We start from the raw sequence: 14,383 nt of genomic DNA on the forward strand, positions 1-14,383 counted from the left end.
GCGGGGGCGGTTCCCCGCCCCCACGTGCCTGTCGGCTTCTGTCAGCCCTGTGCTGGCCGCCAGCCGGCGAAGGCGTTCAGCAGTGCGGTCAGCACCCGCTGCAGGCTTGAAGCCCGGTCCGGGCGATAGGCGAAGGGCGGCGCCTCCTCGTCCATGTAGCGGTCCTGCGCCAGTTCCATCTGGATGGCGTGGACGCCGTTCGCCGGCTGGCCATAAGCGCGGGTGATGTGGCCGCCGACGAAGCGGCCGTTGGTGACGCAGGTCAAGCCTTCCGCCGCCGCGGCGCTCTCCATCGCCGCGACGACCTGGGCGGCCAGCTGCGGATCGATGCTGGCGCCGCGCGCCGTTCCCAGATTGAGGTCGGGCAGGCGTCCGTCGAACAGCCGCGGCACATGGCTGCGGATCGAATGGGCGTCATAGAGCAGGGCGAAGCCATGCCGTGCCTTCACCCGCTCCAGCTCCGCCGCCAGCGCATCGTGGTAGGGGTGCCAATAGGCCTCGACCCGCTGCGCCACTTCGGCCTCGTCGGGGGCTTGGCCGTCGCGGTAGAGCGGCGTGCCGTCGAACATCACGTCCGGGCAGAGGCCGGTGGTCGCCTGTCCGGGATAGAGGCTCTCGCCGGTCGAGGCGCGGTTGAGGTCGACGACATAGCGGGAATAGCGGGCGCTGAGCAGCGTGGCGCCCATGTCCTTGGCGAAGCCGTACAGGCGCGGGATGTGCCAGTCGGTGTCGCGCAGGGTCAGCGCCTCGTCCGTCAGCCGCTCGGCCAGACCTGGGAAAAGGTCCGTGCCGCAATGGGGCATGCTGATGACCAGCGGCCCGTCGCCTCGCTCCAGATCGAAGATGGTGTCGGTCATTGTGCGGTCTCCAGGGATACCGGCATCAGATGGTCGAGCGACCCGTCGCGCACCAGGGTACCGATGGCGGCCAGATCCGGGGCGAAGTAACGGTCGACCTCGTAACGCGGCACCTGGGCACGGATGGTGGCGATGGCCTGCTCCAGCCGCTCCGTGGTCTTCAGCGGGCGATGGAACTCCAGACCCTGAATCGCGGCCAAAAGCTCTATACCGACGATGTCGGCGACATTGCCGGCGATGTCGCCCAGCCGGCGCGCCGCGAAGGTCGCCATGCTGACATGGTCCTCCTGGTTGGCGGAGGTCGGCAGGCTGTCGACGCTTGCCGGGTGGGCGAGCGTCTTGTTCTCCGACGCCAGCGCGGCGGCGGTGACATGGGCGATCATGAAGCCGGAGTTCAGCCCCGGTTCGGCGACCAGGAAGGGCGGCAGGCCGCTGATGGTGGTGTCGATCAGCATGGCGATGCGGCGTTCGGCGAGCGCACCGATCTCCGACGCGGCGATGGCGAGCTGGTCGGCGGCCATCGCCACAGGTTCCGCATGGAAGTTGCCGCCGGACAGCACCTCGTCGGTGTCGACCAGCACCAGCGGGTTGTCGGTGACGCCGTTGGCCTCGATCACCAGGGTGCGCGCGGCCTGCCGCATCTGGTCGAGCACGGCGCCCATCACCTGCGGCTGGCAGCGCAGGCTGTAGGGATCCTGTACCCGGTGGCAGTCGGGGCCCTGGTGGCTGGCGTTCAGCTCGCTGCCGGCCAGCATGTCGCGGAAGGCGGCGGCAACGGCGATCTGGCCGGGCTGGCCGCGCAGCGCGCTGATGCGGGCGTCGAACGGACGATGGCTGCCCATCACGGCCTCGACCGATAGGGAGCCGGCGACCAGCGCCGCCTTGAAGGTGCGCTCGATCTCGAACAGGCCGGCGAGCGCCAGACCGGTCGAGACCTGTGTGCCATTGATAAGGGCGAGACCCTCCTTGGCCTTCAGGTCGAAGACCGGCAGCCCGGCGATGCGCAGACCCTCTTCCGCCGGCAGCGTCTCGCCCTTCACCCGGACATGGCCGATGCCGAGCAGCACGCCGCAGAGATGGGCCAGCGGCGCCAGATCGCCCGAGGCGCCGACGGAGCCCTTGCCCGGCACCACCGGCAGCACGTCGGCCTCATAGAGCTTCAGCAGCGCGTCGACCAGCGCCGGCCGGACGCCCGAGGCGCCGACGGCGAGGCTGACCGCCTTGATGACCAGGATCAGCCGCACCACGCCATCGGCCAGCGGGGCACCGACGCCGGTGGCATGCGACAGGATCAGGTTGCGTTGGAGCTTTTCCAGATCGCTGGCCGCGATGTGGGTGTGGGCGAGCTTGCCGAAGCCGGTGTTGACGCCGTAGACCGCCTCGTCGCCGCCGGCGATCCGGTCGATCAGGGCGCGCGAGCGTTCCATCCGCGGATAGGCCGCCGGGTCGAGCGTCAGGGCCGGACGGTCGCGGTAGATGCTGCGCAGCGTGTCGAGCGACAGCGCGCCCGGAACCAGAGTGATGGTCTCGCTCATCCCAGAAGTCTCCCAAGTGTCTTTTTGAAGCGTTCGGCGATTTCGTCCTCGCGCGGGTGGCGGCGGTCGCGGACGACGGCGCGTCCGGCGATCAGCACGTCCCGGACGAGGGGAGTGTTTCCGGCGAAAATCCAGCCATCCAGCAGCGCGTCGCCGCCGGATACCATTTGCGCCGCCAGTAGCGGGTGGTCGGTGTCGAGCACGACGATGTCGGCGCGCAAGCCCGCGGCGATGCGCCCGGCCTCGAAGCCGGTCGCCTGCGCGCCGCCGGCCTGGGCATCCTCGACCAGCCGGCGGGCGGTGGAGCGGCGGGGGCCGCCGGCCAGCACGGTGCGCCGTTCGCTGGTCAGCCGCGCGCCGTACTCCAGCCAGCGCAGTTCCTCCACCGGGCTGACGGAGATGTGGCTGTCGGAGCCGATGCCCCAGCGCCCGCCCTGGGCCATATAGGATTGGGCGGCGAAGAAGCCGTCGCCGAGATTGGCCTCGGTTGTCAGGCACAGACCGGCGATGGCGCCGCTGGCGGCGACGCCCGCCACCTCGGCGTCATTCATGTGGGTGGCGTGGATCAGGCACCAGCGGCCATCGACCGGCTGGGTGTCGAGCAGATGCTCCACCGGGCGTCGGCTGCGGTAGGCGACGCAGTCCTCGACCTCCCGGCGCTGCTCGGCGATGTGGATGTGGATCGGGCCTTGCGGGTTGGCGGCGACGGTCTCGGTCAGGAGTTCGTCGGGGACGGCGCGCAGCGAATGCGGGGCGATGCCGAGTTGCACGTCGTCAGCGTCGCCATAGCTGCGGCGCAGGGCCGTGGTCAGCCGGTCGAACCCTGCCCCGTCATGGATGAAGCGGCGTTGCCCGGAGGTCGGCGGCGTGCCGCCGAAGCCCGACGCGTTGTAGAGCACCGGCAGCAGCGCAATCGGCAGACCGGCGGTCCTTGCGGCGGCGATGGCGCGGTGGCTCATCTCCGCCGGGTCGGCATAGGCGCTGCCGTCGCGGTCGTGGTGCAGGTAATGGAATTCGGCGATGGCGGTGAAGCCGGCCTTCAGCGTCTCCACATAGAGCTGGGCGGCGACCGCCTCGAAATCCTCCGGCTCCATGCGGTCGAGCGCCCGGTACATCACATCGCGCCAGCTCCAGAAGCTGTCCGAGCCCTCGCCGGAGGATTCGCCCATCCCGGCGATGGCGCGCTGGTGGGCGTGGGAGTGCAAATTGGCGATGCCGGCGACCGCCGCCCCGGCAAAGCGCTCCGCATCGGCCGGGCAGGCGGAACCGGGCGTCGCCGTAACGATCCGGCCCCGGCCGTCCACCGTGACCAGCACATCCTCCGCCCAGCCGTCCGGCAGCAGCGCCGAGGCAAAAAACAGGTTGCTCATGAGGGCGCCCTCGCTATTATAGACAACACTATACAAGTATAGGCAACCTGATGCCAAGAGGGTTGCTGCACGAACTTGTAGGAAGGAGCCGAACCGATGCCGACCAGTGCGCCGTGGGATTCCCTGTGGATCGACCTGTCCGTTGCGACGATGAACGACGGGGAAGGCTATGGCGCCATCGCCGACGCGGCGGTGGGCATCAAGGACGGCCGCATCGCTTATGTTGGGCCGCGCACCGAGCTGACCGGCGCACCGGAGGATTCTGGCGACCGAGGTGCAGTCGGGGCAGGGCGGCTGGATGACACCCGGCCTGATCGACTGCCACACCCACCTCGTCTATGGCGGCAACCGCGCCCGCGAGTTCGAGATGCGGCTGAACGGCGCCAGCTATGAGGAGATCGCGCGGGCCGGCGGCGGCATCCTGTCCACCGTCACCGCCACCCGCGCCGCCAGCGAGGACCAGCTTCTCGCCGCCAGCCTGCCGCGGCTGGACAGCCTGCTGGCCGAGGGCGTGACGACGGTGGAGGTCAAGTCCGGCTATGGCCTCGACACCGAAACCGAGACGCGCATGCTGTGCGTCGCCCGCCGGCTGGCCCAGGTCCGCCCGGTGGAGGTGCGGACGACATATCTCGGCGCCCACGCCCTGCCGCCGGAATTCAAGGGGAATGCGGACGGCTACATCGACCGCATCTGCACCGAGACGCTGCCGGCTATCGCCGAAGCGGGCCTCGCCGATGCGGTGGACGCCTTCTGCGAAGGGATCGGCTTCTCCGTCGCCCAGACGCGCCGGGTGTTCGAGACGGCGAAGCGGCTCGGCCTGCCGGTGAAGCTGCATGCCGAGCAGCTCAGCAATCTCGGCGGCGCCCGGCTGGTGGCGGAGTTCGGCGGGCTGTCGGCCGACCACATCGAACATCTCGATGAAGAGGGCGTCGCCGCGATGGCCAAGGCCGGCACGGTCGCGGTTCTGCTGCCCGGCGCCTTCTACGCTCTGCGCGAGACCAAGATGCCGCCCATCGAGCTGCTGCGCCGCCATGGCGTGCCGATGGCGCTGTCCACCGACAACAACCCCGGCACCTCGCCGGTGACCTCGCTGCTGCTGATGCTGTCGATGGGCTGCACCTTCTTCCGCCTGACCCCGGCGGAGGCGCTGGCCGGCATCACCCGTCATGCGGCCAAGGCGCTGGGGCTGGACGACCGTGGGGTGATCGCGCCGGGCAAACGCGCCGATCTGGCGGTCTGGCGCATCGAGCATCCGGCGGAACTGGCCTATGCCATCGGCCTCAACCCCTGCATGGCGGTGGTCAATGGCGGGGTGGTCCGCAAGCCGCACGTCGAAGCGGGGGCCGCATGAGCGACACCATCTCCACCGCCCAGCCGCGCTATGCCCAGATCAAGGAGGCCATCCGCCGCCGGATCAGCTCCGGTGACTGGCCCGAAGGCTTCCAGATCCCGTCGGAGCATAAGCTGCTGGAGGAATTCTCGGTCAGCCGCATGACGGTCCATCGCGCGCTGCGCGACCTGACCGACGAGGGGTTGCTGACCCGCGTCCAGGGGCTTGGCACCTTCGTCGCCGAACGGCCGCCCAGCACCGACGTGGTGGAGCTGCGCAGCATCGCCGACGAGATCGCCGAACGCGGCAACGTCCATGCCTGCCGGGTGGAGCGATTGCTCGCGGTTGCCGCCGATGCCGGGCTGGCGCGCCGCTTCAACCTGCCGGTCGGGGCGAGGCTGTTCCATTCCATCGTCGTCCACAGCGAAAGCGACGTGCCGGTCCAACTGGAGGAACGCTGGGTCAACCCGGCGGTGGCACCCGACTATATCGACCAGGACTTCACCCGCCAGACGCCGGGCGAGTACCTGATCCGGCTGGAATCCTCGCCCCAGGTGGAACACGTCATCGAAGCGGTGTCGCCGACGGCGGAGATCGCCCGCCTGCTCGACATCCCCGTCACCGAGCCCTGCCTGCGCGTGACCCGCCGCACCTGGGTCCAGGGTCGGGTGGTGACGGTGGCGATGCTGGTCCATCCCGGCAGCCGGTACCGGCTGGGGGCGCGGTTCCAGCTGCCGCCCCATTAGCAAGAACCGACCCTAGAAACGCACATCCCTCCCACCAGGAGCCATCCACCGATGTCATCCCGCCTCGACAACCAGCGCGTCATCCGTGCCCCGCACGGCCCCGAACTGAGCTGCAAGAGCTGGCTCGCCGAGGCGCCGATGCGCATGCTGATGAACAACCTCGACCCCGACGTGGCGGAACGGCCGCAGGAGCTGGTCGTCTATGGCGGCATCGGCCGCGCCGCCCGCGATTGGGAGAGCTTCGACCGCATCGTCTCGGCGCTGAAGACGCTGAACGACGACGAGACCCTGCTGGTCCAGTCGGGCAAGCCGGTCGGCGTCTTCCGCACCCATGCCGACGCGCCGCGCGTGCTGATCGCCAACTCCAACCTCGTGCCGCGCTGGGCGACCTGGGAGCATTTCAACGAGCTGGACCGCAAGGGTCTGGCGATGTACGGCCAGATGACCGCCGGCAGCTGGATTTACATCGGCAGCCAGGGCATCGTGCAGGGCACCTACGAGACCTTCGTCGAGGCCGGGCGCCAGCACTACAACGGCGACCTGAAGGGCAAATGGATCCTGACCGGCGGCCTGGGCGGCATGGGCGGGGCGCAGCCGCTGGCCGCCACCATGGCCGGCGCCTGCATGCTGGCGGTCGAATGCCGCCCCAGCAGCATCGAGATGCGCATCCGCACCGGCTATCTCGACCGCCACACCGCCGACCTGGACGAGGCGCTGGCCTGGATCAACGAGGCCTGTGCCAAGGGCGAGGCGATCTCCGTCGGCCTGCTCGGCAACGCCGCCGACGTCTTCCCGGAACTGGCGCGCCGCGCCGGCACCGACATCAAGGCCCGGCCGCACATCGTCACCGACCAGACCTCCGCCCATGATCCGGTGAACGGCTACCTGCCGCAGGGCTGGACGCTGGAGGAGTGGGAGAGCGCCCGCGAAAGCCAGCCCACCGCCGTCGCCGCTGCCGCCCGCAAGTCGATGCGGGTGCAGGTGGAAGCCATGCTGGCCTTCCACGCCATGGGCATCCCGACCGTCGATTACGGCAACAACATCCGCCAGATGGCGAAGGAGGAGGGGCTGGAGAACGCCTTCGACTTCCCCGGCTTCGTCCCCGCCTACATCCGTCCGCTGTTCTGCCGCGGCATCGGTCCCTTCCGCTGGGCGGCCCTGTCGGGCGATCCGGAGGACATCCGCAAGACCGACGCCAAGGTGAAGGAGCTGATCCCCGACGATCCGCACCTGCACAACTGGCTCGACATGGCGGCCAAGCGCATCCAGTTCCAGGGCCTGCCGGCGCGCATCTGCTGGGTGGGGCTCGGGCAGCGCCACCGCCTCGGCCTCGCCTTCAACGAGATGGTGAAGTCGGGCGAGCTGAAGGCCCCCATCGTCATCGGCCGCGACCATCTCGACAGCGGCTCGGTCGCCAGCCCGAACCGCGAGACCGAGGCGATGAAGGACGGCACCGACGCCGTGTCGGACTGGCCGCTGCTGAACGCCCTGCTGAACACCGCCAGCGGGGCGACCTGGGTCAGCCTGCACCATGGCGGCGGCGTTGGCATGGGCTTCTCGCAGCATTCGGGCATGGTCATCGTCTGCGACGGCAGCGACGCGGCGGCCAAGCGGGTCGAGCGCGTGTTGTGGAACGACCCGGCCACCGGCGTGATGCGCCATGCCGACGCCGGCTATGACATCGCCATCGAGTGCGCCAAGGAGCAGGGGCTGAACCTGCCGTTTCTGAAGTAAGGCGGGGAGGGGGGCGGTCACGCCCCCCGGATCAAATCCGAATACCAGCGCGCGGATTCCTTCGGGATCCGCGCCTGGGTTTCGAAATCGACCCGGACGATGCCGAACCGCGTGCCGTAGCCACCGCCCCATTCGAAATTGTCCAGCAGCGACCAGACGAAATATCCCTGCACATCGGCGCCCCGCCGCTTCGCCTCCGCCATCGCCGCGATGTAGGCCTGGAGGTAGGACAGCCGCTCGGTATCGACCACGCGGCCCTCGGCGTCGGGTGTCTCCGCCGCCTTGGTGCCGTAGCCGTTCTCCGTCACATAGATCGGCAGCCGGTAGCGCCGCGTCAGGTCGAGCAGCGTGTCGCGGAAACAGCCGGGGTCAAAGGGCCAGTCGATGGCCGTCCGCTTCATTCCCGTCGGCGGCGAGCCGAAGCCGAAACCCCAGATCAGGCTGTCGTCCCGCCGGCCGTAAACCGGTGCATAGTGGTTCAGCCCGAACCAGTCCACCGGCCGGGCGATGCGCGCCATGTCGCCGGGCTGCACGTACGGTTCGATGGCGTCGGCGATGCGGCGTGGGTAATGGGCCAGCAGCTGCGCGTCGGGGAAGGCGCGGTTCCAATGCTCGTCGAACAGGGCCGCCGCCTCGACATCCTCCGGCCGGTCGGTCTCCGGCCGCATCGGCTGGACGCTGTGCACCGCGCCGATGGAGGCATCCGGCACCAGCGTCCGCAGCACGTCGACCCCGGCGCCGTGGGCGAGGTTGACGTGGTGGATCACCTTCAGATGGGTGGCGCGGTCGGCGATGCTGGGCGCCCCCCAGCCGAAGGCCCAACCGAACAGGGTGAAGACCGAGAACTCGTTGAAGGTGGCCCAGCGCTTGACCCGGTCGCCGTAGCGCCGGGCGCAGAGCGCCGCATAATCCTCGAACCAGCCGATGCTGTCGCGGCTGGCCCAGCCGCCCATGTCCTGCAAGGCCTGCGGCAGATCCCAGTGGTAGAGGCAGAGCCAGGGCTCGATGCCCCTGTCCAGCAGCCGGTCGATCAGCCGGTCGTAGAACTCCAGCCCCTTGCCGTTCGGCGCCCCGCGCCCGCGCGGCAGCACCCGCGGCCAGGAGACGGAGAAACGGTAGGCCTGCAAGCCCAGCTCCGCCATCAGATCGACGTCCTGCGGCATCCGGTGGTAATGGTCGCAGGCGACATCGCCGCTGTCGCCGTTGTCGACCCGGCCCTTCAGCTTGCAGAAACTGTCCCAGATGCTGGGTGCCCGCCCGTCGGCCTCGGCCCCGCCTTCGATCTGGTAGGCGGAGGTGGAGGCGCCCCACAGGAAATCTTTGGGAAAAACCGGACGTTCGGCCATGGCGGATCACCCGAATGGAGAGTGCCGGAATCCTACCCCTTTCCCGTCGGCGGGGAAGGGGCCAATCGTCGCTGGGGCGATGTCGGGGGCACCACCCTCCGCCGGGTATTCCGTCACCATATCGCGGTCGACAGGACGGCGCGGCGCTCCTATGGTCTCGCCGACCGGACGAGTGAATTCAGAAAGGAACGGGCGCATCATGGCGAAAAAGGACGGAGTCAACGGCAAGGGCGGCCAGTTCAGCGGGACGCCGGCCGACCGGCTGGTCCGGCTGTGGCGCAACAACGACGAGCGCTTCGGCGCGCTGCTGGACGAGGTTCTGGACGGCAACCGCCAGGGCGTGATCGAGGCCGCGGTGGGCAAGCTGCGCGAGGAGGAGAGCTACGACTTCATGGACGAGGTCGAGGCCTTCTCGGAAACGGCGCAGAGCACCGACGAGCAGGGCGACCCGACCCTGTCGACCCTGTTCTGGCTGGCGCTGGAGGTCGATGGCCGGCTGGACGAGCCGCCGTCGGTCGACACCATCGAACGCGCGCTGGATTCGGCCGGGCTGCTGGAGAAGGCGTCCGACATGCGCCTGCTGCCGCTGTGGCTCGACCCGGAACCGCTCTCCTACCTTGAGGCCGCCGACCGCCGCACCCTGCTGCGCCGCCTGATCGATTCGACGGAGGCGGCGGAGGCCTTCGTGCGCGAACAGGATCTGGTGGCATCTCCCGATGACGCCGGCGTCCGCCTCGTCGGCGTGGTCGGTCTGGTGATCGAGGAGGATGCCGTGCAGGATGGCGAGGCGATGCCCGACCCGCTCAACCTCGGCTTCACCGGCGAGGGCCAGGAGATGGAGATCGATCCCATCGAGCAGGAGCGCATCCGTCAGTCGATGGCCGCCTTCGCCGAGGCGGTCGGCGCCGCCGACCCGCGGGTCAAGCGCTGCGAGCCGGTCGGCGGTCTGAACGACCTGCTGGACTTCACCGCCGAAGGCGTCTGGCCGGACGATGTGGATGCCAACTTCGACGAGGTCAACGACTTCCTCGACATCGCCGGCAACGAGACCGGCGACGGCGTCCTCGACGTGACGGTGAGCGAGGGGCCGGACGGCCTGCAACTGCGCGCCTACAACTCCGACGGCGTGCTGCTGGACGAACGGTCGTTCGACCTGAGCGGCGACCGTGCGGACGAGGCGCTGGCCCTGATCAAGCGACGCTGCCGCCGCGTCAGCGAAGGCTGAGCGGCAACAGGGCCGAGGGGGCGGGGGCCGGTCAGGCCCCCGGCGCCACCACGAAGCAGGCCATGCCCTGGTTGACCAGCCCGTTGCAGGCGTTGGCCGCGTCCTGCTGCGACAGGCCGGACAGGCGGGCGCGGTAGAGCGGCCCGGTCTGGGTGTCCACCGCCTGCACGATCCGCTGCGAGCGCGACAGCGCCGGCACCGAGCTGCGGGCGCGGTCGATCACGCGCTGGCTGTCGTCGGGCGAGCGGAAGGCGCCGAGCTGCACCGTCCACACCCCACCGCCGGCGGTTGCCGCCCCCGCCATCGTCGCCACCGGCCGCGGTGCCGGAGCATCGGGGGTGGAGGTGTCGGGTGCCACCACGCGGACTGTCGGTGCCGGTGCCGGAGCGGGCAGGGCCGCCACCGCGATCGGTGGGCGGCTGGCTGCCGGCCGGCTGCTGGCGGGCGGCGTGTAGGATGGCGCCGGATTGACGGGCGCCGAATAGGAGGAGGACGGCCGGGCGTAGGGCGAGCCGTAATCCGGCGGCGAATCGGACGAGGTGACCGGCGGCGCGCTGACCAGCACGATGTCGGCGCCGTTGGGGGCCGGGGTGCGGTTCAGCCGCGGCCCGACCGACGCGATGTAGCGCTTGGTCTCGCCCGGCAAGGTGCGCTTGCCGGCCAGATAGTCGCCGTAGCAGCCGGGACCGCAATTGTAGGCGCCGAGGAAGCCCGGTGCGCCGAACAGATTGTACATCTCGCGCAGGTAGGCGGTGCCGGCGATGATGTTGTCATGCGGATCGAAGGGGTCGGAGCCCAGATTGTGCTTGCGCCGCATCTCGTCATAGGTCGCGGGCATCACCTGCATCAGGCCCATGGCGCCGGCCTTGCTGACGATGGGTTTGCCGTTGACGGTGGTGCGCCCGCCGCTCTCCTGGCGGATCACCTCGCGGATCCACAGCTCCGGCATGTCGAACCGCTTGGAGGCTTCCGCGACATGGGCGTCGACTTCCTCCGGAGAGGCAACGCGATGCGAGCCGCCCCCGCTGGCGCAGGCGCTCAGCAGCGCGGTCAGGGCGGCACAGGTCAGCAACGGCTTCAGGCGACGCACGGAACCCCCGGTCATCGTTCAGTTCAATCTTTTGGATAAGCCCGATTTGGAGGTAAGGACATTTGCACATTCCCGGCCCGCCGTAAACCGTCCCAGCTGTGACCTTCGACGCGGCCGGAGAGCGCGGAGGGGGAGGGGCATTCCAGTCCTTCGGACGCGCAAGCGGCCGTCCGGGCATCTGCCGTCCGGTGCGGCCTATGGCGGGATTTCCATCACCGGATTTTCAGGCCATCAACTCTCGCGGCCCTCAGCTTTCGCGATCGTCGTCCGGATCGCGGCGGGTGGCGAGTTCGCGCATCAGCCGCTCCTTGGCGGTCTTCCGGCTCGGCCGGCCGCCGCCGCGCCCGAACAGCCCGCCCAGCAGCCCGCCGGGCTTCGGCGCGTCCTCCGGCTCCTCGGTCATCTGGGCGCGCTCCGCCTCGCGCCGGGCCAGCATGGCGGCGCGGTCGACCAGCGGGTTGCGCAGCCGGCGCGGCAGCGCCTTGAAGGCGAGGTTGGCGCGTTCCAGGTCGGCGATGTCCTCGGTGGAGCGGGCGATGCGCAGCGCCACCCGCAGCAGGTCGAGCCGCCACGCATCTTCCGGCGCATGCGGCAGCGTCTCCGCCGCCGCCAGCAGGGTGTCCAGCCCCTTGCCGGTCAAGGCGCTGGTGGATCGTTCCCCGCCGGATTGCTCCCCATTGGGTCTGTCGGTGTCGCGGTCCCGTCCCATTCCGTCATCGAAGCTGTCGCGCCGAAGGCGGACTTTAGGACGCCGACCGCCGCTTTGTCTGCCCCCAAGCGGGGGCCACACCGTTTGGGTGGGGGAGGGCAGGGCATTTGGCTTTCCCGGGAGAGGCAAGACGTCGGGTGGTCCGCCAGAGGAACTCGGGATAGGGGCATGGTTTCCGGCGTCGCTTTGGGCACAAGTGCTGAAGATCTGTGCACATGATGCGCCACTAATACTGCCTCTGATCAAGATGTTGCCGGAGCAGGACCGAGCGTTCCTGTGAAGCTGTGGTCACTCCCCAAATACAGTTAGGGCTTTCTTCATTATTTCCGGCCGTAGCATACTATTATGGTATGCAGAGACGGTATGGCCGGGCGAAGGCCAGGGCAGCTCTACCCGATCCTGCGGTACACCCAGGAGAGCGACCATGTTCCGCGGAATGAAGATCGGTGCCCGTTTGGCGGTTGCTCTGGCGGGAAGCGTCGTGCTGGCGGTCGGTGCGACCACACTCAGCAACTTGTGGCTCAGCCGCCTGCTCGTCGAACATGCCGCCGACAATCAACTGAAGACGTTGCAGGAATTCCTGGATGCAAATGTCGCGAGCGAGGCCCGGCGTGCCCTGACCCTTGCCCAGGCGCTGGCGGGGAACGGGGAAATCCAGGCTGCGTTCGCCGCTCAGGACCGCAACCGTCTTGCGGGCATGCTCGTGCAGGGGTTCAAGGATCTCAAGGAACAGCACGGCATCACCCAGATGCAGTTCCACACACCGGCATCGGTATCGTTCCTGCGGGTTCATCGACCGGAGAAATTCGGCGATGACCTGTCCTCGTTCCGCTTCACCGTGGTCGAGGTGAACAGGACCCACAAGCCGGTCTTCGGGCTGGAGAACGGCGTGGAAGGCCTTGGCATCCGCGGCGTCGTGCCGATGGTCAGCCAGGGTGCCCAGATCGGCTCCTTCGAGGTCGGCCTTTCCTTCGGCAAGCCGTTTTTCGAGGCGTTCCACAAGGAGACCGGTGCCGAGGTCGCGTTCCATACCGTGAAGGACGGAGGCTTCGAAACCTTCGCCTCGACCTTCCGCGAGGCGCTCGCCCTCGGCCAGGACCGGATGAAGGACGCGCTGATCCGGGAATCGGAAGTGCAAACCTACCAGCTCGGCGGCGCCAATTATGCCGTCCGGCTCGCTCCCGTCCGCGACTATCGCGGAACCGCCATCGGTTTCTACACCATCGCGATGGACCGGAGCGCGTTCGACACGGAAATTGTGGAAGCGCGGACCTCGGCGATCCTGATCGGATTGGCGGTGCTCGCGGTGGCGCTCGGCGTTGCCTGGCTGGTGAACCGGGGTATTGCGCGTCCCATCCAGGGGATGACCGAGTTGATGGGCGACCTCGCCAGGGGGAACACCGATATCCGCGTTTCCGGGATCGGGCGCCGCGACGAGATCGGCGCCATGGCGGACGCGCTCGAGGTTTTCCGCCGCGGCATGATCGAGACCGAGGCGCTGCGGGCCGAGCAGGAGATTCTGAAGCAGCGGGCGCAGGAGGACCGGCGGGCGGCGATGCTCGACCTTGCCGACCGTTTCGAGGAGAGGGTCGGCCGTCTGGTCGGGGCCGTATCCTCGGCGGCGACGGAAATGGAGGCGTCCGCAGGGTCGATGTCAACCACCGCGGAGCAGACGAACCGGCAATCCGCCGCGGTGGCCGCGGCCTCTGAGCAGACGTCCGCCAATGTCCAGACGGTGGCGGCGGCGACCGAGGAGCTTGCCGCCTCCATCACCGAAATCGGCAGCCAGGCGTCGCAGTCGCAAAGCGTGGCGGGCAATGCCGTGACCGATGCGAGGCAGACCGACGAAGCCGTGCGCAAGCTGGCCGACAGCGCGAAGCGGATCGGGCAGGTCGTGGATCTGATCCAGGATATCGCGAGCCAGACCAATCTCCTGGCCTTGAACGCGACCATCGAGGCGGCAAGGGCCGGTGAAGCCGGGAAGGGCTTCGCCGTGGTGGCTTCCGAAGTCAAGGCGCTCGCCACCCAGACCGCGCGGGCGACGGAGGAGATCAGGCAGCAGATTTCCCAGATGCAGCAGGATTCGGATGGCGCCGTCGACGCCATCAAGGGGATCGGCGGGGTGATCGGCGAGATCAGTGAGATCGCCTCGGCGATCGCTGCGGCGGTTGAGGAACAAGGCACCGCCACGCAGGAAATCTCGCGCAATGTCCAGCAGGCGGCCGTCGGAACGCAGGAGGTGTCCTCGCACATCGTCAGTGTTCGCGAGGCTGCCAATGAAACCGGGGCGGCGGCGGCACAGGTCCTCGGTGCAGCCCAGGAACTGTCGCATCAGGCGGAGGTCCTGGCGGCCGAGGTCAAGGGCTTCCTCGACAATGTCCGGGCGGCATAGCGCACAGCCGGTCGGCGGGCGGTCTTCACAGAAAAAGCTCCCTCCCGGT

10 protein-coding genes and 1 pseudogene are annotated in these 14,383 nt (G+C 68.9%); 5 read left to right on the forward strand and 6 right to left on the reverse strand.

Translation table 11 applies throughout. The annotated features are described in order from the left end of the window. Positions 1–41 precede the first annotated feature (41 nt). The 3 genes from hutG to ACWPN8_RS27775 are packed head-to-tail and all read right to left on the reverse strand — an operon-like array spanning position 42 to position 3,762. Positions 42–857: an N-formylglutamate deformylase gene (hutG, locus tag ACWPN8_RS27765; RefSeq protein ID WP_492243098.1), complete on the reverse strand. Its 816-nt coding sequence runs from the start codon at positions 855–857 to the stop codon at positions 42–44. After that, complete coding sequence (gene hutH / locus ACWPN8_RS27770; protein ID WP_109095727.1) at positions 854–2,392, reverse strand: histidine ammonia-lyase; 1,539 nt, start codon at positions 2,390–2,392, stop codon at positions 854–856. The genes hutG and hutH overlap by 4 nt, the downstream gene beginning before the upstream one ends. After that, positions 2,389–3,762: a formimidoylglutamate deiminase gene (locus tag ACWPN8_RS27775; protein ID WP_492243099.1), complete on the reverse strand. Its 1,374-nt coding sequence runs from the start codon at positions 3,760–3,762 to the stop codon at positions 2,389–2,391. The genes hutH and ACWPN8_RS27775 overlap by 4 nt, the downstream gene beginning before the upstream one ends. Positions 3,763–3,858: 96 nt before the next feature. On the opposite strand from ACWPN8_RS27775, the pseudogene hutI reads away from it, so the two are divergent. The 3 genes and pseudogenes from hutI to hutU all read left to right on the forward strand — a co-directional run bounded on the left by hutI (position 3,859) and on the right by hutU (position 7,572). After that, positions 3,859–5,113: pseudogene (hutI, locus tag ACWPN8_RS27780) on the forward strand (imidazolonepropionase). Then, on the forward strand, positions 5,110–5,838 hold the full coding sequence (gene hutC, locus ACWPN8_RS27785) for a histidine utilization transcriptional repressor HutC (RefSeq protein ID WP_109095730.1): 729 nt from the start codon (positions 5,110–5,112) through the stop codon (positions 5,836–5,838). The pseudogene hutI and the gene hutC overlap by 4 nt, the downstream one beginning before the upstream one ends. A 51-nt stretch (positions 5,839–5,889) precedes the next feature. Continuing rightward, positions 5,890–7,572: a urocanate hydratase gene (hutU, locus tag ACWPN8_RS27790; protein WP_492243100.1), complete on the forward strand. Its 1,683-nt coding sequence runs from the start codon at positions 5,890–5,892 to the stop codon at positions 7,570–7,572. 17 nt (positions 7,573–7,589) lie between these two features. On the opposite strand, the gene ACWPN8_RS27795 is transcribed toward hutU, so the two are convergent. After that, complete coding sequence (locus ACWPN8_RS27795) at positions 7,590–8,918, reverse strand: GH1 family beta-glucosidase (protein WP_109095732.1); 1,329 nt, start codon at positions 8,916–8,918, stop codon at positions 7,590–7,592. A gap of 199 nt (positions 8,919–9,117) precedes the next feature. Between ACWPN8_RS27795 and ACWPN8_RS27800 the strand changes: the two genes are divergently transcribed. Beyond that, entirely contained in the window at positions 9,118–10,143 is a 1,026-nt protein-coding gene (locus ACWPN8_RS27800; protein ID WP_492243101.1) for a hypothetical protein, read from the forward strand. A 31-nt stretch (positions 10,144–10,174) separates the two neighbouring features. Here the strand turns inward: ACWPN8_RS27800 and ACWPN8_RS27805 are convergent, their stop codons facing one another. Then, positions 10,175–11,248, reverse strand: a complete 1,074-nt coding sequence (locus ACWPN8_RS27805; RefSeq protein WP_492243102.1) for a transglycosylase SLT domain-containing protein — start codon at positions 11,246–11,248, stop codon at positions 10,175–10,177. A 232-nt stretch (positions 11,249–11,480) separates the two neighbouring features. After that, entirely contained in the window at positions 11,481–11,942 is a 462-nt protein-coding gene (locus ACWPN8_RS27810) for a hypothetical protein (RefSeq protein ID WP_109095735.1), read from the reverse strand. A 424-nt stretch (positions 11,943–12,366) separates the two neighbouring features. Here ACWPN8_RS27810 and ACWPN8_RS27815 point away from each other — a divergent pair, with 424 nt between their 5' ends. Then, on the forward strand, positions 12,367–14,334 hold the full coding sequence (locus ACWPN8_RS27815) for a methyl-accepting chemotaxis protein (protein ID WP_492243103.1): 1,968 nt from the start codon (positions 12,367–12,369) through the stop codon (positions 14,332–14,334). Positions 14,335–14,383 lie beyond the last annotated feature (49 nt).

Source organism: Azospirillum sp. UENF 112521 (assembly GCF_058780665.1).